Source organism: Pseudomonas sp. LjRoot71, assembly GCF_964253255.1.
GTDB lineage: Bacteria > Pseudomonadota > Gammaproteobacteria > Pseudomonadales > Pseudomonadaceae > Aquipseudomonas.
In genome coordinates this window covers 130,034-151,837 of the sequence record NZ_CAXURA020000001.1, presented here as the reverse complement: position 1 = coordinate 151,837, position 21,804 = coordinate 130,034, and the positions used below count along the sequence as shown (strand labels likewise).

General features: G+C 61.4%; 21 protein-coding genes. 15 read left to right on the top strand and 6 right to left on the bottom strand.

The window, feature by feature from the left end; translation table 11 throughout:
* Positions 1-25: 25 nt before the first annotated feature.
* On the top strand, positions 26-2,305 hold the full coding sequence (locus tag ACSQ17_RS00680; protein ID WP_436067162.1) for a fatty acid cis/trans isomerase: 2,280 nt from the start codon (positions 26-28) through the stop codon (positions 2,303-2,305).
* Between the two features lie 77 nt (positions 2,306-2,382).
* On the opposite strand, the gene ACSQ17_RS00675 is transcribed toward ACSQ17_RS00680, so the two are convergent.
* Complete coding sequence (locus ACSQ17_RS00675; protein ID WP_436067161.1) at positions 2,383-3,948, bottom strand: methyl-accepting chemotaxis protein; 1,566 nt, start codon at positions 3,946-3,948, stop codon at positions 2,383-2,385.
* Positions 3,949-4,227: 279 nt separating this feature from the next.
* On the opposite strand from ACSQ17_RS00675, the gene rlmM reads away from it, so the two are divergent.
* The 3 genes from rlmM (at position 4,228) to ACSQ17_RS00660 (ending at position 6,119) form a co-directional block, all read left to right on the top strand.
* A complete protein-coding gene (rlmM, locus tag ACSQ17_RS00670) occupies positions 4,228-5,283 on the top strand; it encodes a 23S rRNA (cytidine(2498)-2'-O)-methyltransferase RlmM (protein ID WP_436067160.1) in 1,056 nt (351 codons plus the stop codon).
* Positions 5,284-5,412: 129 nt separating this feature from the next.
* Complete coding sequence (tusA, locus tag ACSQ17_RS00665) at positions 5,413-5,664, top strand: sulfurtransferase TusA (protein ID WP_436067159.1); 252 nt, start codon at positions 5,413-5,415, stop codon at positions 5,662-5,664.
* Entirely contained in the window at positions 5,664-6,119 is a 456-nt protein-coding gene (locus ACSQ17_RS00660) for a gamma-glutamylcyclotransferase family protein (RefSeq protein WP_436067158.1), read from the top strand. The genes tusA and ACSQ17_RS00660 overlap by 1 nt, the downstream gene beginning before the upstream one ends.
* 3 nt (positions 6,120-6,122) lie before the next feature.
* On the opposite strand, the gene ACSQ17_RS00655 is transcribed toward ACSQ17_RS00660, so the two are convergent.
* Positions 6,123-7,496: an MATE family efflux transporter gene (locus ACSQ17_RS00655; RefSeq protein ID WP_436067157.1), complete on the bottom strand. Its 1,374-nt coding sequence runs from the start codon at positions 7,494-7,496 to the stop codon at positions 6,123-6,125.
* A gap of 179 nt (positions 7,497-7,675) precedes the next feature.
* Here ACSQ17_RS00655 and pdxB point away from each other — a divergent pair, with 179 nt between their 5' ends.
* Positions 7,676-8,824 (top strand): 4-phosphoerythronate dehydrogenase PdxB, encoded by a 1,149-nt coding sequence (pdxB, locus tag ACSQ17_RS00650; RefSeq protein ID WP_436067156.1) that lies wholly within the window; start codon positions 7,676-7,678, stop codon positions 8,822-8,824.
* Between the two features lie 32 nt (positions 8,825-8,856).
* Here pdxB and ACSQ17_RS00645 read toward each other — a convergent pair whose 3' ends face one another.
* Positions 8,857-9,033 (bottom strand): PA1571 family protein, encoded by a 177-nt coding sequence (locus ACSQ17_RS00645; RefSeq protein WP_436067155.1) that lies wholly within the window; start codon positions 9,031-9,033, stop codon positions 8,857-8,859.
* A gap of 148 nt (positions 9,034-9,181) precedes the next feature.
* Between ACSQ17_RS00645 and ACSQ17_RS00640 the strand changes: the two genes are divergently transcribed.
* The 5 genes from ACSQ17_RS00640 to ACSQ17_RS00620 are packed head-to-tail and all read left to right on the top strand — an operon-like array spanning position 9,182 to position 13,512.
* On the top strand, positions 9,182-10,297 hold the full coding sequence (locus tag ACSQ17_RS00640) for an ATP-NAD kinase family protein (RefSeq protein ID WP_436067154.1): 1,116 nt from the start codon (positions 9,182-9,184) through the stop codon (positions 10,295-10,297).
* A 9-nt stretch (positions 10,298-10,306) separates the two neighbouring features.
* Positions 10,307-10,879: a DUF1287 domain-containing protein gene (locus tag ACSQ17_RS00635; RefSeq protein WP_436067153.1), complete on the top strand. Its 573-nt coding sequence runs from the start codon at positions 10,307-10,309 to the stop codon at positions 10,877-10,879.
* Between the two features lie 22 nt (positions 10,880-10,901).
* Positions 10,902-11,324 carry a thiol-disulfide oxidoreductase DCC family protein gene (locus tag ACSQ17_RS00630; RefSeq protein ID WP_436067152.1) on the top strand — a complete coding sequence of 141 codons (423 nt, stop codon included), beginning with the start codon at positions 10,902-10,904 and terminating at the stop codon, positions 11,322-11,324.
* Positions 11,317-11,706 (top strand): DoxX-like family protein, encoded by a 390-nt coding sequence (locus tag ACSQ17_RS00625; protein ID WP_436067151.1) that lies wholly within the window; start codon positions 11,317-11,319, stop codon positions 11,704-11,706. The genes ACSQ17_RS00630 and ACSQ17_RS00625 overlap by 8 nt, the downstream gene beginning before the upstream one ends.
* Positions 11,707-11,733: 27 nt before the next feature.
* Entirely contained in the window at positions 11,734-13,512 is a 1,779-nt protein-coding gene (locus ACSQ17_RS00620) for an ABC transporter transmembrane domain-containing protein (RefSeq protein ID WP_436067150.1), read from the top strand.
* A 94-nt stretch (positions 13,513-13,606) separates the two neighbouring features.
* On the opposite strand, the gene rhtA is transcribed toward ACSQ17_RS00620, so the two are convergent.
* The 3 genes from rhtA to ACSQ17_RS00605 form a co-directional block, all read right to left on the bottom strand.
* Positions 13,607-14,479 (bottom strand): threonine/homoserine exporter RhtA, encoded by an 873-nt coding sequence (rhtA, locus tag ACSQ17_RS00615; protein WP_436067149.1) that lies wholly within the window; start codon positions 14,477-14,479, stop codon positions 13,607-13,609.
* A gap of 75 nt (positions 14,480-14,554) precedes the next feature.
* Positions 14,555-14,836: a pyrimidine/purine nucleoside phosphorylase gene (locus tag ACSQ17_RS00610; protein ID WP_436067148.1), complete on the bottom strand. Its 282-nt coding sequence runs from the start codon at positions 14,834-14,836 to the stop codon at positions 14,555-14,557.
* 96 nt (positions 14,837-14,932) lie between these two features.
* Positions 14,933-15,484 carry an exonuclease domain-containing protein gene (locus ACSQ17_RS00605; protein ID WP_436067147.1) on the bottom strand — a complete coding sequence of 184 codons (552 nt, stop codon included), beginning with the start codon at positions 15,482-15,484 and terminating at the stop codon, positions 14,933-14,935.
* 206 nt (positions 15,485-15,690) lie between these two features.
* On the opposite strand from ACSQ17_RS00605, the gene ACSQ17_RS00600 reads away from it, so the two are divergent.
* The 5 genes from ACSQ17_RS00600 to ACSQ17_RS00580 all read left to right on the top strand — a co-directional run bounded on the left by ACSQ17_RS00600 (position 15,691) and on the right by ACSQ17_RS00580 (position 21,792).
* Positions 15,691-16,569 carry an NAD(P)-dependent oxidoreductase gene (locus tag ACSQ17_RS00600; RefSeq protein ID WP_436067146.1) on the top strand — a complete coding sequence of 293 codons (879 nt, stop codon included), beginning with the start codon at positions 15,691-15,693 and terminating at the stop codon, positions 16,567-16,569.
* 122 nt (positions 16,570-16,691) lie between these two features.
* Complete coding sequence (locus ACSQ17_RS00595; protein ID WP_436067145.1) at positions 16,692-18,911, top strand: GGDEF/EAL domain-containing response regulator; 2,220 nt, start codon at positions 16,692-16,694, stop codon at positions 18,909-18,911.
* Positions 18,911-20,806: a sensor histidine kinase gene (locus ACSQ17_RS00590; protein ID WP_436070403.1), complete on the top strand. Its 1,896-nt coding sequence runs from the start codon at positions 18,911-18,913 to the stop codon at positions 20,804-20,806. Before ACSQ17_RS00595 ends, ACSQ17_RS00590 begins: the two co-directional genes overlap by 1 nt.
* 87 nt (positions 20,807-20,893) lie before the next feature.
* Entirely contained in the window at positions 20,894-21,154 is a 261-nt protein-coding gene (locus tag ACSQ17_RS00585; RefSeq protein WP_436067144.1) for a YkgJ family cysteine cluster protein, read from the top strand.
* Positions 21,155-21,189: 35 nt separating this feature from the next.
* Positions 21,190-21,792 carry an START domain-containing protein gene (locus ACSQ17_RS00580; protein ID WP_436067143.1) on the top strand — a complete coding sequence of 201 codons (603 nt, stop codon included), beginning with the start codon at positions 21,190-21,192 and terminating at the stop codon, positions 21,790-21,792.
* The last annotated feature ends 12 nt before the right edge of the window (positions 21,793-21,804 follow it).

Below are 21,804 nucleotides of genomic sequence, written 5' to 3'. Positions count from 1 at the left end.
GCTTGGCCTTTTCAGGGATGTGCTTATGTTCTGCCGCTTACTGCTTGGCGCGTGTTTATTGTTCATCGGCTCGCTGCAGGCGGCGGAGCCGGTTTCCTACAGCCGCGACGTTCAGCCAATCTTTACCAAGAACTGCGTGGCCTGCCATGCCTGCTATGACGCGCCGTGCCAACTCAATCTGGGCAGCGCCGCAGGTGCAGAGCGCGGGGCGAGCAAAATCGCGGTCTATAACGGCACACGCACGCAAGTTCAAGCCACTACGCGGTTGTTTCTCGACGCGCATGATGAAGCGGCCTGGCGGCGTAAGGGCTTTACCTCGGTGCTGGAGGCGCAGGGCAGTCAGGCCGCTCTGATGGCACGCATGCTGGAGCTGGGGCATCAGCAGCCGCTGGTCGCCAACAGCAAGTTGCCGGCGCAGCTGGATATCAGCATCAACCGGGCTAACCAATGCCCGTTACCGCAGGAGTTTGCCGAGTTCGCCCGCAAGAATCCGCAGGCAGGCATGCCGTTTGCTGTTACCGGCTTGAGCGAGGCGGACTATCAGACGTTGCAGCGCTGGCTGGCCGAGGGCGCGCCGGTGGATCAGCAGGCGCTGCAGGCCAGCGCCGCCGAGGCGCAGCAGGTCGCCACCTGGGAAGCCTTTATGAACGCCCCCGGCGCCCGCGAGGCGCTGGTGTCGCGCTGGCTCTACGAACACCTGTTTCTCGCCCACCTGCATTTTGCCGGTGGCGAGCCGGGGCACTTCTTCCAGATGGTGCGTTCGCGCACGCCCAGTGGCCAGCCAGTGGATGTCATCGCCACGCGGCGACCCAATGATGACCCCGGCACCGAGTTCTATTACCGGCTGATCCCGGTGCAGGGGGTGATTGTGCACAAGACTCACATCACCTACGGGTTGAGTGCGGCCAAGCTGGCGCGAGTCAAAGAGTTGTTCTTTGCCAGTGACTGGCAGGCTGACGCCGTGCCCGGTTATGGCCTGCAACGCCGCGCCAATCCATTCGAGACCTTTGCCGCGATTCCGGCCCAGGCGCGTTATCAGTTCATGCTGGATAACGCCGAATACTTCGTGCGTACCTTTATTCGCGGCCCGGTATGCCGGGGGCAGATTGCCACGGATGTGATTCGCGATAACTTCTGGGCGCTGTTCCAGGACCCGCAGCATGACCTCTATATCACCGACCCCGAGTACCGCGAGCAGGCCACCGCGTTATTGGCCATGCCCGGTCAGCTTGATGGCATCACCGATCTGCCGGGCCTGTGGCGCAGCTACCGGGACAAACGCAATGCCTATGAAGCGCTGCGTATGCAGCGTTATGCCGATGCCCCCGCACCTAGCTGGTCGCATATCTGGGCCGGCAACGACAACGCCTTGCTGTCGATCTTCCGCCAGCACGACAGTGCCTCCGTGCGCAAAGGGCTGATTGGTGAAGTGCCGCAAACCCTCTGGTGGATGGATTACCCACTGCTGGAGCGCACTTATTACCAACTGGTGGTGAACTTCGATGTGTTTGGCAACGTTTCGCACCAAGCGCAGACCCGCCTGTACTTCGACCTGATTCGCAATGGTGCCGAGGTCAACTTCCTGCGTCTGATGCCGGCCGAGTCACGCAAGAGTTATCTGGATGATTGGTATCAAAACAGCGGCAAGCTGAAAATCTGGCTGGACTATCAGGCCATCGACAGTGACAGCCCGAGTGCGCTGCGCTTGGCCGCAGGTGATCCTAAACGCAGCTTTGTCGAAACCCTGCTGGAGCGTTATGGCAGCCTGAATGCGCGACCTGATCCGATCAACCGCTGCACCGGAGCGCATTGCCATCGCTCCGGCATAACCGCCGAGCTACAGCGTGCCGAGCAATCCCTGAGCCGTTTGAGCGGCAAGCCGGGAGGCACACTCAAGGTGATCAGCCAGTTGCCGGAAGCCACCTTGTTGCGTGTGCAGCTGGCTGATGGACCGCGCGAGGTTTACAGCCTGCTGCGCAACCGTGCGCACAGCAATGTGGCCTTTATGCTGGGCGAGGAACTGCGTTATCAGCCGGCGCTGGATACCCTGACGGTCTATCCCGGTGTGCTCAGCAGCTACCCGAACTTTATCTTCAATATCCCGGCAGAGCAGGTGGCAGACTTCGTTGCAGCGCTGGAGCAAGCGCGTGATCAGTCGGCGTTTGAGAAGGTTGTCGAGCGCTGGGGCATTCGCCGTACGCACCCAGAGTTCTGGCGCTATTTCCACGATATGTCGGCGTATATCCAGCAGACCGAACCGGTGGAAGCCGGCGTGCTGGATATGAACCGTTACGAGAATTTGTAACGACGGGGAGGGCCGCGCACTGCAGGGCAGTGCGCCTTCGTGGTCTAGAACCTGTTCACGATCTTGCGAGTGGGCTGTTAGCGGTTGAAGCGCTCGACCAGTGCGTACTGACCGTTGGCGGTGGCCGTCAGGGCTTCGCTGAGCAGGGCGGTGTCATGCGCTTCGCCTGCGGTCTGGTCGGCCAGGTGGGCGATGGTGGTGATGCTGCGGTTGACCTCATCGGCCACCGCACTTTGCTCTTCGGCGGCTGCCGCAATCTGGTTGGCCATATCGGTGATATTGGCCACCGCGTCGCTGATACCGGCCAGAGCCTCATCGGCCTGCTGTACACGTTCAACCCCTTCGTCGGCCTGCTTGCGACCGATTTCCATGGTCAGTACTGCTTCTTCGGCGGTGCGTTGCAGTTTGGCGATCAGCTGATGGATCTGCCCGGTGGATTCGGCGGTACGCTGCGCCAGCGAGCGCACTTCATCGGCCACCACGGCAAAACCACGGCCCATTTCCCCTGCACGCGCCGCTTCGATGGCGGCGTTGAGGGCGAGCAGGTTGGTTTGGTCGGCAATGCCTTTGATCACATCGACCACGCCGCCGATTTCAGTGCTGTCCTGAGCCAGGCGAGTCACCGTTTCACCGGTATCGCCGACGGACTGCGACAGACGCTGAATGGCCTGGCGGGTTTCGCTGGCAATGCTGCGGCCGGCGCTGGTCAGGCGGTTGGCATCCTGAGTGGCGATGGCAGTGCGCGCCACGTTGCTGGCCACCTCCAGAGTGGTGGCGGCCATCTCGTTGATGGCGGTAGCCACCTGATCGGTTTCGTTGCGCTGCCGCTCAAGCCCGGCTGAGCTGTTGTGCGCCAGGGTGTCAGCCTGCTTGGCTTGCAGGGTCAGCTGTTCAGCGGTGTCTTGCAGGCGAGTCAGGCAGGTTTTCAGGCGCGCTTCCTGGCTGAGGATGGACATTTCCAGGCGGCCCTGAGCACCACGGCTGTCGGTGTACATCTGCGCGATCAGGGGATCAGAGGTGGTCTGATCCGCCAGGCGCAGCAGACGTTTGAGACCGCGTTGCTGCCAGTTCAAACCGGCCAGGCCGAGCGGCACCGATAGCGCCGCCGCCAGGGCAAAGCCCCAGCTGGAGTCGAGCCAAGCACCGATGAGGAAACCGATCTGGCTGACCAGAATAAATGGCAACCAGTCCTGCACGATTGGCAGCCAGCGGTCACTGCCGGGAATCGCTGATTTACCGCTGTTGATGCGCTGGTACAGCGCTTCGGCGCGGCGTACCTGTTCGGCAGTCGGTTTGACCCGCACGGACTCGTAGCCGATCACTTGATTGCTTTCAGTCACCGGGGTGACGTAGGCGTTGACCCAATAGTGGTCGCCGTTCTTGCAGCGGTTCTTGACGATGCCCATCCACGGCCGGCCTTTCTTAAGGGTGTCCCACATATGTTGGAACACCGCTGGCGGTACATCGGGATGGCGCACCAGGTTGTGCGGCGCGCGAATCAGTTCATCACGGGTGAAGCCGCTGATATCGACAAAGGCGTCATTGCAATAGGTGATCTGGCCTTTGAGGTCGGTGGTGGAAATCAGCCGCTGCTGCGCGGGGAATGTGCGCTCACGTTGAGTAATAGGTTGGTTATTGCGCATGGTGAGTTTTATTCCTTTAAGCGTTATCGGTACTTCGGCTGTTTGTCGCAGAAGTTTAGCTCGCGAACTTGGGCGTGCCCGATAGAGACAAAAGTCGTGGCCTGAAGATCTTGGTGCGAGCGGATGGTCGGTTGGTAGGCCATAGCGGCCTGACGCAGTGCTGGCAGTCTAACCCGAAGGTTGTGAATGAGGCGAAGTACGCATGGTCACGTAACCGCTGAGGAAACAAACGGCAACAGAGCCAGTCGGCTATGATGCGCGCCTTGAGGAGACTGATCGATGAATAGCTTGCTGTTGCACTGCCGTCCGGGTTTTGAAAACGAAGTGTGTGCGGAAATCGCCGAACATGCTGCGCTGTTGAATGTGGCGGGCTATGCCAAGGCCAAGCCGAACACCGCCTGCGCCGAATTTATCTGCAGCGAAGCCAACGGTGCCGAGCGGCTGATGCGCGGGGTGCGTTTCACCCAGCTGATTTTCCCGCGGCAGTGGGCACGCGGAGCGTTTGTCGAACTGCCGGAAACGGATCGCATCAGCGTGCTGCTGGCCCATCTGGCGGATGCGCCGGTGTTCGGCAGCCTGTGGCTGGAAGTGCTGGACAGCAACGACGGCAAAGAGCTGTCGAATTTCTGCAAGAAGTTCGAAGCGCCGCTGCGCAAGGCCCTGAGCAAGGCCGGCAGGCTGGTTGAAGATGCACACAAGCCGCGTCTGCTGCTGACCTTCAAGAGCGGCCGCGAGGTGTTTGTCGGCATGGCCGAGGCAAATAACTCGGCGCTCTGGCCCATGGGCATTCCGCGGCTGAAATTCCCCCGCGAAGCGCCGAGCCGTTCGACCCTCAAGCTGGAAGAGGCCTGGCACACCTTTATTCCCCGCGAGCAGTGGGATGAGCGCCTGTCCGATGAGATGACCGGGGTTGACCTGGGTGCGGCACCCGGCGGCTGGACCTATCAGCTGGTCAAGCGCGGCATGCTGGTGACCGCCATCGACAATGGACCGATGGCCGAAAGCCTTATGGACACCGGCCTGGTCAACCACCTGATGGTCGATGGTTTTACCTGGACGCCCAAGCAACCGGTGGACTGGATGGTCTGCGATATTGTGGAAAAGCCGGCGCGCACCGCGGCGATGGTGGAAATCTGGATCGGTGACGGCCATTGCCGTGAGGCGGTGGTCAACCTCAAGTTGCCGATGAAGCAGCGTTATGCTGAGGTGCGCCGCCTGCTGGAACGTCTGCAAGACGGCTTTGCCGCGCGCAAGATCAAAGTGTCGATCGCCTGTAAGCAGCTCTATCACGACCGCGAAGAAGTGACGTGTCACCTGCGCCGGTTAGGTAAATAACCCTTTCGCTACCTGGCCTGCTGCGGCTGCAATGGCCGCAGCAATGGCACTCAGCAGTTTTCCAGCAGCACTAGATGACCTCGGGGTCAGCTTTGCGCGAGAATGGCGGCCTGCTACTGGAGCCTGCCGATGTCTTTGCAAACCCCTGCGATTCCCGATGACACCCTCGACGCCACCGGGCTGAACTGCCCGGAGCCGGTGATGATGCTGCACAACAAGGTGCGCGATCTGCCGGCCGGCGGCCTGCTCAAGGTGATTGCCACCGACCCCTCGACCCGTCGCGATATCCCCAAGTTCTGCGTGTTTCTCGGCCATGAGCTGGTGGAACAGGCCGAAGACGGCGCGACCTACCTGTACCTGATTCGCAAGAAAGCCGATTGATGGACTGGTACTTCGCTTACGGCTCGAACATGAACCCTGCGCGCATGCAGGCCCGCGGCTTGTGTGTGAGCGAGGTGTTGCCGGGGCGTTTGCCAGGTTACGGCCTGTGCTTTGACAAGCGCGCCGCCGATCGTGCGCCGGGGCGCGCCTACGCCAATATCCGTTATCAGCGCGATGGCGTGGTGGAGGGCGTGCTGTATCGCCTGCAGGGCGCTGACGAAATCGCCAAGCTGGATCACTTCGAAGGTACGCCGGTCTATTACAGCCGCGAACGCATGCCGATTGTCACGGTTGCCGGTGTCCAGGCCGCCTGGGTGTACATCGCCAACCCGGCGTTTCGTCAGGCCGGCCTGTTACCCAGTGCCGACTACCTGGCGCATCTGCTGGCAGGGCGTGAATGGTTGCCCGAGGCCTACTGGGCCGCGCTGGCGGCGCATCCCTGCCACCCGGATTAAGTGCTAGCTGGCCATGCGGATGCGCTTGCGCGCGCTGCCGGCCAGGCGTATCGCAAGCATGCCGCCCGCGCAGGTCAAACCCACTACCAGGCCTTGCCAGAGCCCGCTGGGGCCGCTGGGCTCGCCGAACCAGTCGGTCAAGCCCAGGATATAACCCACCGGCAGGCCGATGCCCCAATAGGCGAACAGGGTCAGGATCATGGTCACGCGGGTGTCCTGATAGCCGCGCAGCGCGCCGGCAGCCGTTACCTGAATGGCGTCGGAGAACTGGAACAGCGCCGAATACACCAGCAGGGTGGTGGCCACCAGAATCACCGCCGGGTCGGGGGTGTAGATCTGTGCAATCTGCTCACGCAACAGTAGCATCAGGCTGGCCGACAGGCAGGCGTAGCCCAGTGCGGCGGCCATGCTCACCCCGGCGGCAAAGCGCGCCTCACGCGGCTCGCCACGGCCCAGCGCCTGGCCAACGCGCACGGTGGCGGCCATGCCCAGCGAGTAGGGAATCATAAACACCATAGAGCTGAAATTCAGGGCGATCTGGTGCCCGGCCACCACGGTAGCGCCCAGGCCGCCGATCAGCAGGGCGATCACGGCGAAGATGCTCGACTCGGCAAACACCGCAATGCCAATCGGCAGGCCCACCGCGAGCAGGCGTTTGAGCACCGACCACTGCGGCCATTCGAAGTGGCTGAAAACTTTGCTCGGCTGGTAGAACGGTGCCCATTTCACCCACCAGAGCATGCCCAGGAACATGCAGATCATCACCAGGCCGGTGGCCCAGCCGCAGCCCACGCCGCCCATGGCCGGTACGCCGAGCTTGCCGTAGATAAAGATGTAATTGAGCGGAATGTTCAGCGCCAGGCCGCCGAGCCCGAGGATCATGCTCGGCCGGGTGTGGCCGAGGCCGTCGCTGAAGCAGCGCAGCACGTGGTACAGCGCCACAGCCGGAAAGCCGCAGGCTACGCCGCGCAGATAGCCCATGGCCGGTTCGATCAGGCCAGGATCGACGTTCATCAGGGTCAGGATGATTTCGGCGTTCCACAGCAAGGCCGCGGCGCTGCCGCCCACCGCCAGCGCCAGCCACAGGGCCTGGCGCACCAGCGGGCCGATTTCGCCGTGTGCACCCGCGCCAAAGCGTTGCGCGACTTTCGGCGTGGTGGCCAGCAGGATGCCGGTCATCAATAGAAACAACGGTACCCAGATCGAGTTGCCCAGTGCCACTGCCGCCAGGTCGCGTGGGCTGACCCGGCCGGCCATCACGGTATCGACGAAGCCCATGGCGGTGTTGGCCAATTGGGCAATGATGATCGGCGTTGCGAGCTTCAGCAGGCTGTAGAACTCGGTGCTGACGCGTTGCAGGCGGGATTGGGCAAGCATTGAGGTGTATCCGGCTGTATATCAGGAAACCGTGCAGTCTACGCCTTGACGGTCTGGTCAGGAAACCTTGCTTTGCGATGTTTCAGTGCGATGGGCGCATTACACGACTCAGCGTAGCCAAGCGGTGCTGGCAGGTTAGAATGCCGACCTGATTTTTGGAGCACGGGAACAGACCCTCTATGCGCATCGTTGCCGACGAAAATATCCCCCTGCTTGACGAGTTCTTCGCCGGCTTTGGCGAGATTCGCCGCTTGCCAGGTCGTGGCATTGATGCGGCGGCCGTCGCCGATGCCGACCTGCTGCTGGTGCGTTCGGTGACCCAGGTCGATCGCACGCTTCTCGACGGTTCGGCGGTGAAGTTTGTCGGCACCTGCACCATCGGCACCGATCATCTGGATCTCGACTACTTCCAGCAAGCCGGCATCACCTGGGCCAGCGCGCCGGGCTGTAATGCCCGTGGCGTGGTCGACTATGTGCTGGGCAGTTTGCTGGTATTGGCCGAGCAACAGGGTGTCGATCTGACTAGCCGCACCTATGGGGTAGTCGGCGCGGGGCAGGTCGGCAGCCGCTTGCTCAAGGTGCTGCGCGGTCTGGGCTGGCGCGTGCTGGTGTGCGATCCGCCGCGCCAGGCTGCCGAGGGCGGTGATTTCGTCAGCTTGCAGCAGGTGCTGGATGAATGTGACGTGATCAGCCTGCATACGCCGCTGGAGCGTCTGGGTGAATATGCTACTCATCATCTGTTTAATAGCGCCCGCCTGGCTGCGCTCAAACCGGGCAGCTGGTTGATCAACGCCAGCCGCGGCGCGGTAGTGGATAACCAGGCATTGCGTGAATTACTGGCGCAGCGTAACGATCTGCAAGTGGTACTGGATGTCTGGGAAGGTGAACCGCAGGCTGATGTTGAGCTGGCTGCGCTGTGCCGTATCGCCACCCCGCATATCGCCGGCTACAGCCTCGACGGCAAGCTACGCGGCACGGCGCAGATCTATCAGGCGCTGTGTCAGCACCTGGGCGTTGCGCCCAGCGTTGAACCGCAACAACTGATGCCTGCCGCCTGGCTGAGTGAGCTGACTATCGATTCCAGCGCCGATCCGGCCTGGGCCCTGGCCAACATCTGCCGCGCGGTCTACGACCCGCGCCGCGACGATGCGGATTTTCGCCGCAGCCTGCAGGGTGATGCCGCTACCCGGCGTGCGGCATTTGACGGGTTGCGCAAGCATTATCCGATGCGCCGGGAAATCGACGGCTTGCAGGTTGCCGTGAAGGGGCATGCGCCGGTGCTGGTGAGCCTGGTGCAGGCGTTGGGTGCGAGGTTGAATCAGCTGTAGCGAAGGGCAGCGATGCTGCCCTGGCGGGAAACTTACTTACGTTTGGTGGTTTGCTGCTGGGCTTTTTCCAGCGCGTTGCAGGCCTGTTGGATCATCTCTTCGGTGATCGGAATCTCGCGGCCCTGGGCGTCAATGACAAAGCCACCAATGGGCATTGTTGTAGCTTTCTGCGAATTCTGTTGTTGGCTGTGCATGGCTGGTCTCCTCATCGGTTAGCGCGATTTTATGAGTGTTAGATGAAGGCGCTATGACTGCGACGGCAGAAAACCGCCGCAAGACACAGGGCTAATCAGTCATAGCAGGCAACGTGCCAGGCCAGCAGGTATTGAGCAGGCAGGTATTGAATCAGAGGGTGTTATGGGTCTTTTCCACATCGGCTTGATCATCAACCCCTTGGCCGGGCTGGGCGGCCCAGCGGGGTTCAAGGGCAGTGATGGCATGGCCGAGCAGGCCCTGGCTTTGGGTGTTGAAGCTAAAGCGGCGCTACGGACGCAAACGGCGCTTGAGGTGCTGCTACCGCTGCGCGAGCGCCTGGAATTCGTCACCTTTCCCGGTGCCATGGGTGCTGATCTTCTGGCTGAGATGGGCTTTGCCCACCGCGTGGTTGGCGAGCTGGGCGCAGGCCCGAGCAGCGCTGCGGACACCCGCCAGGCTGTCGAACTGCTACAGGATGCTGGCGTGGCGCTGATTCTGTTTGCCGGCGGCGATGGCACGGCGCGAGATATCTGCGCCGCCGTTCGTGAAGGCCAGCCGGTGTTGGGCATTCCGGCTGGAGTGAAGATCCAGTCAGGAGTCTATGCCATCAGCCCGCGCGCAGCCGGTGAGTTGACCGCACGGCTGGTTGAGGGCGGCCTGGTACGCTTGAGCAGCGGGGAAGTGCGCGATATCGAAGAAAGCGCCCTGCGTGAAGGTCGGGTGACGGCGCGCTGGTATGGCGAACTGACCGTGCCGCAGGAAGGCGGTTATGTGCAGCAGGTCAAGCAGGGCGGCGTCGAATCTGAAGAGCTGGTACTGATTGACCTGGCCGACTGGCTGCAGGACAGCTGGGAAGCCGGTGTACGCTACGTCTTCGGCCCTGGTTCGACCCTGCATGGCCTGGCGCAGAACCTCGGCATGCAGACCACCTTGCTCGGCGTCGATGTGATCGAGAATGGCCAACTGCTGGCCAGCGATGTGACCGAGGCGCAGCTGTTCGAGCTAATTTATGGCCATCCGGCGCGGCTGCTGGTGACTGCGATTGGTGGCCAGGGTCATATTATCGGTCGCGGCAACCAGCAGATCAGCCCACGGGTGCTGCGCGCCATTGGCCTGGATAATCTGCGGGTGGTCGCCACCAAGCGTAAGCTCGGTACGCTGGAGGGTCGGCCGCTGCTGGTCGACAGCGGCGATGTCGCGCTGGACGATGCTTTCCCCGATGCCGTACGTGTGTGGGCCGGTTATAAGGAAGAACTGCTGTATCCCCTGAGTCGATAGGAGGTCGCGATGCGGGTTGTGAGTGGGTTGTTGATCTGGCTGCTGGCCTTTGCTGCGCAGGCCATCGAGGCGGACAAACTGGTGCTGGCTGCAAGGCAGCAGGTCGGCGTGACGCTCACCTATGACCCGGCTTACCGCCGCCTGAGTTACCCCAACGGCGATGTACCCCTGAATACCGGCGTGTGTACCGATGTGGTGATTCGCGCCCTGCGTCAGCAGGGCCTGGATTTGCAGCAGGCGGTGCATCAGGACATGCGCGCGAATTTTCGCCTGTATCCAAAGAGCTGGGGGCTAAGCCGGCCCGACAGCAATATTGATCATCGCCGCGTGCCGAACCTGATGACCTGGTTCAAGCGCCAGGGCTGGGCGCTGCCGCTTGGTCAAGATGTCGAGGGCTATCACCCGGGCGATATCGTCACCTGGGATCTAGGTGGAGGCCTGACGCATATTGGCATTATCAGCGACCGCCAGACCGGCGGCGATGTACCGTTGGTGCTGCACAATATTGGTCGCGGCACCCAGGAAGAAGACATCCTCTTTCGCTTCAAGATTACCGGCCATTACCGTATTCCCGAGGCCTGAGGGCTGCACAGAGGAGTTGCGCATGTCTGCACCTTTTATCCAGTCCGGCGAGCGCGTGGTGCTGTTCGATGGCGTATGCAAACTGTGCAACGGCTGGGCGAAGTTTCTGATTCGTCATGATGTCGAGCAGCGCTTTCGCCTGGCCTCGGTGCAGTCGGCTGAGGGCCAGGCGCTACTGGCTTGGGGCGGTTTGCCCACTGAGCGCTTTGATACCATGGCCTTGATCGAAAATGACCAGATGCTGCTGCGTTCGGACGCGGTGCTGCGCATCGTTGCGCAATTGCCCGGTCCATGGCGCTGGCTGGCTTGGCTGCGCGTTATTCCAAGGCCTCTACGCGACTGGTGTTATGACCGAATTGCGCTCAATCGCTACCGGCTGTTCGGTCGCTACGACAGCTGTTTGTTGCCCAGCGCTGATCATGCCCGGCGCTTTTTACATGACTGAGCCGCGTTTATCGCAGATCGCCTGGGGCGCGCGTATCGCCTTGGCGCTGGTGTTTATCTGGCACGGCCTGGTGCCGAAAATCTTCTGGCTAAGCCCCGATGAGCTGGCGATGATCCAGGCGCATAACCTGCCGGCTCCCGAATGGGTGGCGCGCATTGCCGGGCTGGTGGAAATCATTCTCGGTTTGTTGCTGCTGTGGCGGCGTCAGCGCTGGCCTTTGCTGTTGGCCGGCGTGCTGTTGATTGGTTTGCTGCTTGATGTGGCGCTAGTGAGTCCCCATCTACTGCTGCAGGCGTTCAATCCGCTGTCGACCAATCTCGCCGCTTTGGCGCTGTGTTGGGTGGCTTGGCGGGCGGAAACGCCGCAATCGCCTCCTCATTAACGGGCGCCAGCGCCCCAGCGAGCCTGCATGCTTTCGATCCTGTCTTCCCGTCAGCGCAATGCTCTGCGTATGGCTTGGCGCTTTATTGCGCCGTATCGCGGTCGCGTATTTGGGGCCTTGCTGGCGCTGCTGTTTACCGCCGCCATCACCCTGTCCATGGGCCAGGGCATCAAGCTGCTGGTCGATCAGGGTCTGGCGACCCAGTCGCCGGCGGCGTTGCAGCAGTCGATCGGGCTGTTTTTCGTACTGGTGTTGGCGCTGGCCATCGGCACCTTTACCCGGTTCTACCTGGTGTCGTGGATCGGCGAGCGGTTTGTCGCCGATATCCGCAAGCGCGTGTTCAACCACCTGATCGAACTGCACCCGGGCTTCTATGAGAGCAACCGCAGTTCGGAGATTCAGTCGCGCCTGACTGCCGATACCACACTGCTGCAGTCGGTGATCGGCTCGTCGCTGTCGATGGCGCTGCGCAACCTGATCATGCTGGTGGGTGGCAGCGTGCTGCTGGTGGTGACTAACGCCAAACTCAGCGGCATTGTGCTGATGGCGCTGCCGCTGGTGGTCGCGCCGATCCTGATCTTCGGCCGCCGCGTACGCGCATTGTCGCGGCAGAGCCAGGACCGGGTGGCGGATGTTGGCAGCTATGTCGGTGAGGTGCTGGGACAGATCAAGACCGTGCAGGCCTACAACCACCAGAATGAGGACAAGCGTCGCTTCGGTCTGTCTGCCGAGGCGGCTTTCGATACCGCGCGCCAGCGCATCGCTCAGCGCGCCTGGCTGATTACTGTGGTGATCGTGCTGGTGCTCGGCGCGGTGGGGGTGATGCTCTGGGTGGGCGGTATGGACGTGATCGCCAGGCGAATTTCCGGCGGTGAGCTGGCGGCGTTCGTGTTCTATAGCCTGATCGTCGGCTCGGCCTTCGGCACCCTGAGCGAGGTAATCGGTGAGCTGCAACGGGCTGCCGGCGCCGCCGAGCGTATTGCCGAGCTGCTGCAGGCACGTAATGAAATCACCCCGCCGACTTCTGATGCCGTGCATCTGGCCCAGCCGGTGCAGGGGCGTATCGAGCTACAAGGGCTGCGTTTTGCCTACCCGTCACGCCCTGGCAGTTTTGCCGTGGACGGCATCGATCTACAGGTTGCGGCCGGGGAAACTCTGGCGCTGGTCGGGCCGTCTGGTGCAGGTAAGTCCACGCTGTTTGATCTGCTGCTGCGCTTTTTCGACCCGCAGCAGGGCCGCATCCTGATTGATGGCGTGCCGATCCAGCAGCTTGATCCGCGTGAACTGCGCAGCAGCTTTGCCTTGGTGTCGCAGAACCCGGCGCTGTTCTTCGGCTCAGTGGAGGACAACATTCGCTATGGGCGTACCGATGCCAGCCTGGCTGAGGTCGAAGCGGCGGCGAAGGCCGCCCATGCCCACGAATTCATCATGAAACTGCCAAATGGTTACCAGACTCACCTCGGTGATGCCGGATTGGGACTTTCCGGTGGTCAACGCCAGCGCCTGGCGATTGCTCGTGCGCTGTTGGTGGATGCGCCGATTCTGCTGCTCGATGAGGCCACCAGTGCCCTGGACGCCGAGAGCGAGCATCTGATTCAGCAAGCCTTGCCGCCGCTGATGGAGGGGCGCACCACCCTGGTGATTGCCCACCGCCTGGCTACGGTAAAAAGCGCTGACCGCATCGCAGTGATCGAGCATGGCAAGCTGGCGGCCATCGGCACGCACAGCGAGTTGGTCAGCAGCAGCCCGCTGTATGCGCGCCTGGCCGAGTTGCAGTTCAGTAACGAGGCCGAAGCTGCCAACTGACTGTGTGGAAGGGGCTTTAGCCGCGAGCAGGGATGCTGCTGTGTTGCTTCGTCGCGGCTAAAGCCCCTCCCACCAGAGCCGCATGTTGGGGAATTTAAAGCGGCTTGGCTTTCGGTTTGATCGTCGCCGCTGCACCGGCCGAGGCAAGGATGATGGCGCTGATCGCCAGCCATTGACTGAGGGTCAGGCGCTCGCTGAGAAACAACAGGCCGGAGAGCGCGGCAATCGCCGGCTCCATGCTCATCAGGATGCTGAAGGTGCGCGCCGGCAGGCGGGTCAGAGCGACCATTTCCAGGCTGTAGGGCAGGGCCGAGGACAACACGGCGACGCCGAGGGCGATGGGCAACAGATCCACGGAGAACAGACCGCTGCCGGCTTGCCACAGGCCAATCGGGAACACCAGCAGCGCCGCGACTATGGTGCCGAGGGCTACGGTCTGCTTGCCGTGTTCGGCACCAGCCTTCTGCCCGAAGACGATATACAGCGCCCAACATAGGCCGGCCGCCAGGGCCAGGGCCATGCCGACGGGGTCCAGCGGCACGTCGCTCTGGGCTGTTGGCAACAGCAGCCAGAGGCCGAACACCGCCAGGGCAATCCAGACGAAATCCACCAGGCGGCGTGACGACAACAGCGCCAGGCCCAATGGGCCGGTGAATTCCAGGGCCACGGCAATGCCCAGTGGAATGGTTTTCAGCGAGAGGTAGAACAGCAGGTTCATGCCGCCCAGTGACAACCCGTAAGCCAGCAGCGAACGGCTGGACTTTAGCGTCAGCTTGGCCTGCCACGGGCGCATCAGAATGCACAGAATCAGCGCGCCGAGGCTCAAACGCAGGGCCGTGGTGCCGCTGGCGCCAATTTCCGGAAACAGTCCTTTGGCCAGGGACGCGCCGCTCTGGATCGAGGTCATGGCGATCAGTAGCAACAGGATCGGCAGGATCACCAGAGAGAATTGCGTTGAGCGCGGCATGGCTGTTCCTTGGTTTTTTGTTCGTTAATAAAAAAGCCGGCCACTGAGGCCGGCTTTCAGGCACCTGGCCGGGACTTAGCGGTATTCGCACAGGTAGGCGGTATCTACGGCGACCTTGAGCTGGAACTTGCTGTTGGCCGGTACGGTGAACTGGCTACCGCCGGCGAAGGTTTCCCAGTTATCGCTGCCTGGCAGTTTCACGGTCAGGGCACCGGCCACTACGTGCATGATTTCCAGCTGGTTGGTGCCAAATTCGTACTCGCCTGCAGCCATCACGCCAATGGTGGCCGGGCCTTCAGCCATGCCGAAGGCGATGGATTTGACGGTGCCGTCGAAGTATTCATTGACCTTGAACATCTGCAGTTCCTCGAGAAGGGGATTAAAAGCGCTGGCTGCCAGTTGCGGCAGGCCATGGAAAAAGGCCCGCCAGTATGCCCAAGCGATTTTTCTTCGTCATCTGCTTTGCACAGGCAAAACCAGTGGCAGCAGCCGGGCGGTATTGCGCGCATCGGTGAGGGCGCGGTGCTGTTGACCCTGGAAGGCCAAGCCCGCGAGGTTGAGGGCCATCTTCAGGCCAATTGGCTTGGCCAGTTGGCGGGCCTCGGCAAAGCGTTTCTTCAGGTTGATATGGGGGATCTGGCTCAGGTAACTGTTCAGCCCATGTGCCAGCCATTCCTGTTCGAACTGACGGCGGTCATAGTCGCCCCAACTGGCCCAACCGGCCAGTTGTGCCTGATGACTCTGCAACCAGCGCTCGAACTGTGCCCAGACCACTGAAAGCGGAGCGGCCGTATCGACATCGGCTTGGCTGATCTGGGTCAGCTGACGGCAGAAGTGCGTCAGATGCGGACGCCGGGTAGGGCGGACAAAGCGCTGAAAGTGCTCGACCTCGTGGCCGTCGCGGGTGACCAGGCTGGCCCCGATTTCAATGATTTCCATTTCTGCGACTGGCCAGCCACCGTCTTCGGTGGTGGCTTCCAGGTCAATTACCAGCCAATGCTGCATAAGCCCTCCTTTGCCTGTGGCGAGTATGGAAGCGGATTCGGCTGCAGGTAAAGCCTGCCTGTCGGCTGTATCCATACAGTTTTGCCCTTTGGCTGTACTGGTATTGGCCGCAGGTGGCGGGCATGCTTGCAGCCTAGGGGCTGAGCGGCGCGTAATGCGGCGTTAGGCGGTACGAGCGGTAATTGAATCAGCGTAGAGGTGTGGGCATGGCAAAGGTGGCGTTTATCGGGCTGGGGGTGATGGGCTACCCGATGGCGGGGCATCTGGCGCGTGCTGGCCATCAGGTGTGTGTGTATAACCGCACCGCCGGCAAGGCGGCGCAGTGGGTGGAGGAATATTCCGGTAGCCATGCGCCGACCCCGCGTGAGGCCGCTGCTGACGCTGAGTTTGTAATGGTCTGTGTTGGCAATGACGATGACCTGCGTGGCGTGGTGCTGGGAGCCGATGGTGCCTTTGCTGGCATGCAAGTGGGTGCCGTGCTGGTTGATCACACCACCGCGTCGGCCCACGTGGCGCGTGAACTTGCCGCACAGGCCAGCCAACTGGGGCTGGGCTTTCTCGATGCGCCGGTTTCCGGCGGTCAGGCCGGTGCACAGAACGGTGTACTGACCATCATGGTCGGCGGTGCAGAGGCCACCTACGCCAAGGCCGAGCCGGTGCTGCAGCCCTATGCCCGGATGACGCGTCTGATGGGAGAGGCCGGCAGTGGTCAATTGACCAAAATGGTCAATCAGATTTGCATTGCCGGCCTGGTCCAGGGTTTGTCCGAAGCCCTGCATTTTGCCCAGTGCGCAGGCCTTGATGCTCATGGCGCCATGGAAGTGATCGGCAAGGGTGCTGCGCAGTCCTGGCAGCTGGAGAACCGTCACAAGACCATGCTGGCCGGCGAGTTCGAGCATGGTTTTGCCGTGGACTGGATGCGCAAAGACCTGTCGATCCTGCTGGATGAAGCGCGTAGCAATGGCGCGCAGTTGCCAGTGACGGCGCTGGTCGATCAGTTCTATGCCGATGTACAGAGCATGGGCGGCGGACGCTGGGACACCTCAAGCCTGCTGGCCCGCCTGCAGGGTCGTAAACCCCGCTGAACGTGCTCGTACGCACCTCGCGCGCGGATGGCCTGGCGTCTGGAGTGGGCCGTCTATACTGAGCTGACAACCAGTCAGGAATCGGTTGTGTTCCCACTCCATCAGGTATGCGGGCACCTTTCATGGATGAGCAATTTGCGTTCAGCGACGACGAACTTCCCGGCCCTGTAAGCCAGCGTGTATGGCGTGTGCTGGCGGTTGATGATGATGCCGATTTCCAGCGCGCGACGGCCTTTGCCCTGAGTGAGCTTGAGGTGCTCGGTGGTCGTGTTGAGCTGGTGCAGGCATTCAGCTGCCGCGAAGCCCTGGCAGTATTGGCTCAGCAGCAGGATATCGCCCTGGTGCTGCTCGATGTCGTAATGGAAACCGAAGATGCCGGCCTGCGCCTGATACAGTCTCTGCGTGAGGTGCTCGGCAACCGTGACACCCGCGTGGTGCTGCTGACCGGCGAACCAGGGCTGGCCCCGGCTCATGAGGTGATGCGTGACTACGGCATCAACGATTACTGGGCCAAAAGTGAGCTGAGTGCCGAGCGCCTGCTGACCGTGCTGACCGCCGCTGTGCGGGGTTATGCCCAGTTGCGCGCAGTGGCCATTGCCCGGCGCGGCTTGCAGATGATTGTCGAGTCGAGCAATGCGCTGTTCTGCTCGAAGAACACCCGTGAACTCTCAGCCAAGATCCTCTCGGAAATCAGCTCGCTGCTGAATCTGCAAACCGAGGGCGTAGTGTGTTTGCGCCTGGATGACGGCCAGGATGCTGCGACGCTGGCCGTGCGCATTGTCGGCGCCAATGGCCGTTTCAGCGGCACTGTCGAGGGCAGTCTGGACAGCCTGGACGCGCCCCAGGTGGCAGGGGCCCTACGTCAGTGCTTGTTGGAACAACAGACCTTGCGCCTGCCTGATGCTGCGGTGCTGTTCTTTCCGCGCTTCCAGGCGGGCGCGGATTACGCCTGCTATGTGGCCAGTGAGCGCACGCTGGACGACACCGAGCTGGAACTGCTCAAGGTGTTCAGTGCCAGCATCAGCCGTGGCCTGTACAACGTTGCGCTGTTCAGTCGCCTGGAGGAAATGGCCTACCAGGATGACCTGCTGAAGATCCCCAACCGCAACGCGCTGATCCGCATGCTGGACATGACCCTGAAGTCGAATGGCAAGGATCAGTCAGTGCTGGTGTTGATCGACATCGATAATTTCTCCGGAGCCAACACGGCCTTTGGTACGGGCTATGGCGACTTTATCCTCGGCCTGGTGGCCAAGAAGTTGCGCGATGCTTTCAGCAGCGAGGTGCTGATTGCGCGGGTGCGTGATGACCTGTTTGCCATTCTCGGCCCGCAGACACAGGTACGGGCGGCGGAGATCGTAGCGCTGTTTCGGCGGCACAAGCGACCCTATGAACTGGGTCAGGTGCACAGCCTGAGCAGCGTGACCATGCACCTGGCCGACTTTACCGGCTCAGCCAGTGTGGCGTTGCAGGATGCGCTGTTGACCCTCAAGCAATCCAAGCGCCTGGGCCACGATCAGCATGGTGTTTACGATCCACGCTTGCAGAGCGCGCACGCCGAGTCGTACCGCATGCTGCTGGCGCTGCGTGATGCGGTCGAGGCTGGGCAGATCAGTGTGGAGCTACAGCCGCAGATTGATCTGCGTACCCAGTGCGTCACCGGGGTGGAGGCATTGGCACGCTGGCGCAAGGCCGATGGCAAGATGGTGCCACCGCTAAGCTTTATTCCCCTGGCCGAAGCCACCGGTTACATCCTGCCACTGGGTGATTTGCTGATGCGCCTGGCGCTGCAGGCGGCCAAGCAGCTGGCCGATGCGGGTTACCCGCAGATCCGTGTGGCGGTCAACGTCTCGGCGCCACAGCTGCTCCAGCACGATTTCATTGAGCGTTTCAGCTCTCACCTGCAAGTCGCCGGGGTTACACCGCAGCAGATCGAAGTGGAAATCACCGAGTCGGTGGCCATGCGTACTTTCGATACCGTGTGTGAAAAGCTTCGGGCCCTGCGCGCCATGGGGGTGGAAGTGGCGATTGATGACTTTGGCACCGGTTTCTCCTCGCTCAGCTACCTGCGTTTACTGCCGGCGGATCGCTTGAAAATCGACCGCAGTTTCGTCCTTGAGATCGGTGAGGTGGGGGATCAGCAGATGATCGCCGAGGCGGTGATTCAGATTGCCGCGCGGGTGGGTATGCAGGTGATCGCTGAGGGCGTAGAGACTCAGCAGCAGGCCGATTGGATACTCAGTCACGGTTGCCAACAGGCACAGGGCTATCTGTTTGCCAAGCCGATGGCCTGCGCAGAGCTGCTGGACTGGCTCGGCTGTTGGTCCGAGCGCCAGCGTTGATGGTTAAAGCCGGCTATCGCAGGCTGTTGGTGCGCCCGGTCAGGCGTTATCTGCTGCTGTTGTTTGTGCCCTGGACCGTGCTGATCCTATTGCTGATGGCTTTGCTCTACGAACGGTTGTTGGATGCGCGGCTTGATCCCTTGCTGCGCGATCAGCAGGTCAGCCTCAATGAAGGCGTAGGGGTGCTCAATCGGCATCTGGCCATGTTGCGTGGCAATGTGCAGTTTCTGATTCAACAACCCCTGTTTGCCGAGGTGCTCGCCAACCCCAGTGCGGAAAATCGGCATGCCTTGAGCCAGCTATTTGTCGAGTTCGCTCGCAGTACCGCCAGTTATGACCAGATTCGCTGGTTGGACGAACGTGGGGCCGAGCAGGTACGTGTTGATTGGCATGACGGCGCACCGCTGGTGCGCGCCCAGGCAGAACTGCAGAACCAGGCTCAGCATTACTATTTTGTCGAAACCATGAACCTGGACCGTGGTCGTTTCTACCTGTCGCGTTTCGACCTGAACAAGGACTTCGGCGTGGTCGAACGACCGCTGAAACCGACCTTGCGCGGGGCCCAGCCGATCTTTGACAGTGAGGGCAAGCGCCGCGGCATTCTGGTGCTCAATTACCTCGGCAAGGTGCTGTTGCAGCGTCTGGCTGAGGTTTCTCGCAGCTATGGCAACAACCTGACGCTGGTCGATCACGAAGGTTACTGGCTGTTGGCCGCTGCCGAGCAGGATGCCTGGGGTTTTGACCTGGGCAAACCCGACGCCACCCTGGCCAGTCGTTACCCGGCCAGCTGGCAGCGTATGCAAAGCACGCGCAATGGCGTGTTTACCGATGCTGCCGGGGTTTGGGCATTTGCCACATTCGACCCTTACCAGCGCAGCGTGCGGGCTTCCGATGCGGGTGAGCAATGGTTGCTGGTTTCCCATTTGCCCCGTGTGCAGGTGCAGGCGTTGCGGGTCGAAGTCTTCTGGTTGGTGCTGCTGTTTGTCTGCGTGACGTTATCGATGGGCATGTTGGTGGCTATCCGTCTGGGCTTAGCCGAGCATGAGCGCGACCAGGTGCGTCAGGCGCTGGAGGTCAGCAGCCAGGCTCTGCAACAGAGCAATGACGAGCTGCGCGACACGGTGGATCAGTTGCAGCGTACCCGTGGTGCACTCCTGCAGGCGGAAAAACTGTCTTCGTTGGGCACCCTGGTGGCAGGCGTAGCCCATGAGCTGAACACCCCAATCGGTGCGGCCAGCGTTGCGGCTTCGGCCCTGGAAGCAGGTAATCAGACGGTGCAGCGTGGCCTGGAGGAGGGGTTGCAGCGCTCCGTGCTGGAAAAATTCCTGCAGCGCAATGATGAAGGTCTGGCGATTATCCGCAACAGCCTGTCGCGTATGGCGCAGCTGACCCGGGCCTTCAAACAGTTGGCCAGTGACCGTGCCAGCACCGAGCGACGGACCTTCGATCTGGTCGAGTTGGTGCGTGAGGTATTGCTGTTGTTTACCCCGAAGCTGAAGCAAGCGGCGCAACAGGTGGTTCTGGAGCTGCCCGACAGCTTGCTGCTCGACAGCTACCCGGGGCCGCTGGGACAGATTCTGCAGAACCTGATCGACAATGCCCTGACGCATGCGTTTACTGACGACGAGTCGGGCCTGGTTACAGTGCGTGTCGAGCATGATGTACTGCGCCATGAGTGCGTGATCGAGGTGCGTGATAACGGCTGTGGCATGAGTGATGAGGTGCTGAGCAAGATTTTCGACCCGTTCTACACCACTCGGCGCGGGCGTGGCGGCACTGGCTTAGGTTTGCATATTACCCATCAACTGGCAGTGGATATTCTCGGTGCTGAACTGCAGGTACGCAGCACTGTGGGGCAGGGGACGCAGTTTCGGTTGCGCCTACCGCTCGCCTGAATCTGTACGTCTTGGGCTGCTAAGCCTGGTCTGGGCATCGTAAAATTGCTCGGATATCGATTTCTGTTGTAGTTGAGGTCTGCCCTAATGAATTGCCGTGCTGGCTGCGGTGCCTGCTGTATTGCCCCTTCGATCAGTTCGCCCATCCCCGGTATGCCGCACGGCAAGCCTGCAGGTGTGCGCTGTGTGCAGCTGGATACCAACAACTACTGTTTGATCTTCGGCAGGCCGGAGCGCCCGGCAGTCTGTTCGTCTTTTCAAGCGGATGTCGAGGTGTGTGGCAGCACCGACGAGCAGGCTATTCAGTTGCTCGGTTGGCTGGAGCAGAGCACGGGTGTGGCACCCTGATCGCGTGACACCAGGTGAGCAGTAGTGGAGGCGTAATGAAGCGAGTTGGGCAGTGGTTTCTGGGCAGTTGCCTGCTGCTGGTGGCCAGTCTGGTACAGGCGCAGCCGTGGCGGTTGGTCAAGGATGAGGCGGGAATACAGGTCTACCTGCAGGCCATTCCCGGCTCAAGCTTTCAGGCTTTTCGCGGTGTCACTCGCATGCGGGTGAGCATGCCCAGGCTATTGGCCTTGCAGGATGATGTCAGTGCGGCGTGTCGCTGGATTCATGCGTGCAGTGAGCAGAAGCTGCTCAGCCATGACGGCAAGCAAAGCTGGGCCTACACCCGCTATCACACGCCGTGGCCAGTCCAGCAACGTGATTCGATTTTGCAGGTCACCACCGAACAGGCTGCCGATGGCAGTGTGACCCGTGTTCTGCACGGTGTGGCGGATTATTTGCCGCAACAGTCGGGGTTTGTTCGTGTCAGCAAGGTTGAAGGTTTCTGGAGTCTGACGCCTCGCGACGGCGAGATCGAGGTGATCTATCAGGTGCATTCCGAACCTGGCGGCAGCGTGCCGGCGTGGCTGGCCAACAGCTTTGTCGTCGATGCGCCGTTCAATACCTTGCAGGCGCTACGCCAATTGGCGGAAGAACAATAGAACAGTCTGCAA

Coding starts and splice junctions, on each gene's coding strand:
- ACSQ17_RS00680 (WP_436067162.1), top strand. CDS start 26: ATGTTCTGCCGCTTACTGCTTGGCGCGTGTTTATTGTTCATCGGCTCG.
- ACSQ17_RS00675 (WP_436067161.1), bottom strand. CDS start 3,948: ATGCGCAATAACCAACCTATTACTCAACGTGAGCGCACATTCCCCGCG.
- rlmM (WP_436067160.1), top strand. CDS start 4,228: ATGAATAGCTTGCTGTTGCACTGCCGTCCGGGTTTTGAAAACGAAGTG.
- tusA (WP_436067159.1), top strand. CDS start 5,413: ATGTCTTTGCAAACCCCTGCGATTCCCGATGACACCCTCGACGCCACC.
- ACSQ17_RS00660 (WP_436067158.1), top strand. CDS start 5,664: ATGGACTGGTACTTCGCTTACGGCTCGAACATGAACCCTGCGCGCATG.
- ACSQ17_RS00655 (WP_436067157.1), bottom strand. CDS start 7,496: ATGCTTGCCCAATCCCGCCTGCAACGCGTCAGCACCGAGTTCTACAGC.
- pdxB (WP_436067156.1), top strand. CDS start 7,676: ATGCGCATCGTTGCCGACGAAAATATCCCCCTGCTTGACGAGTTCTTC.
- ACSQ17_RS00645 (WP_436067155.1), bottom strand. CDS start 9,033: ATGAGGAGACCAGCCATGCACAGCCAACAACAGAATTCGCAGAAAGCT.
- ACSQ17_RS00640 (WP_436067154.1), top strand. CDS start 9,182: ATGGGTCTTTTCCACATCGGCTTGATCATCAACCCCTTGGCCGGGCTG.
- ACSQ17_RS00635 (WP_436067153.1), top strand. CDS start 10,307: ATGCGGGTTGTGAGTGGGTTGTTGATCTGGCTGCTGGCCTTTGCTGCG.
- ACSQ17_RS00630 (WP_436067152.1), top strand. CDS start 10,902: ATGTCTGCACCTTTTATCCAGTCCGGCGAGCGCGTGGTGCTGTTCGAT.
- ACSQ17_RS00625 (WP_436067151.1), top strand. CDS start 11,317: ATGACTGAGCCGCGTTTATCGCAGATCGCCTGGGGCGCGCGTATCGCC.
- ACSQ17_RS00620 (WP_436067150.1), top strand. CDS start 11,734: ATGCTTTCGATCCTGTCTTCCCGTCAGCGCAATGCTCTGCGTATGGCT.
- rhtA (WP_436067149.1), bottom strand. CDS start 14,479: ATGCCGCGCTCAACGCAATTCTCTCTGGTGATCCTGCCGATCCTGTTG.
- ACSQ17_RS00610 (WP_436067148.1), bottom strand. CDS start 14,836: ATGTTCAAGGTCAATGAATACTTCGACGGCACCGTCAAATCCATCGCC.
- ACSQ17_RS00605 (WP_436067147.1), bottom strand. CDS start 15,484: ATGCAGCATTGGCTGGTAATTGACCTGGAAGCCACCACCGAAGACGGT.
- ACSQ17_RS00600 (WP_436067146.1), top strand. CDS start 15,691: ATGGCAAAGGTGGCGTTTATCGGGCTGGGGGTGATGGGCTACCCGATG.
- ACSQ17_RS00595 (WP_436067145.1), top strand. CDS start 16,692: ATGGATGAGCAATTTGCGTTCAGCGACGACGAACTTCCCGGCCCTGTA.
- ACSQ17_RS00590 (WP_436070403.1), top strand. CDS start 18,911: ATGGTTAAAGCCGGCTATCGCAGGCTGTTGGTGCGCCCGGTCAGGCGT.
- ACSQ17_RS00585 (WP_436067144.1), top strand. CDS start 20,894: ATGAATTGCCGTGCTGGCTGCGGTGCCTGCTGTATTGCCCCTTCGATC.
- ACSQ17_RS00580 (WP_436067143.1), top strand. CDS start 21,190: ATGAAGCGAGTTGGGCAGTGGTTTCTGGGCAGTTGCCTGCTGCTGGTG.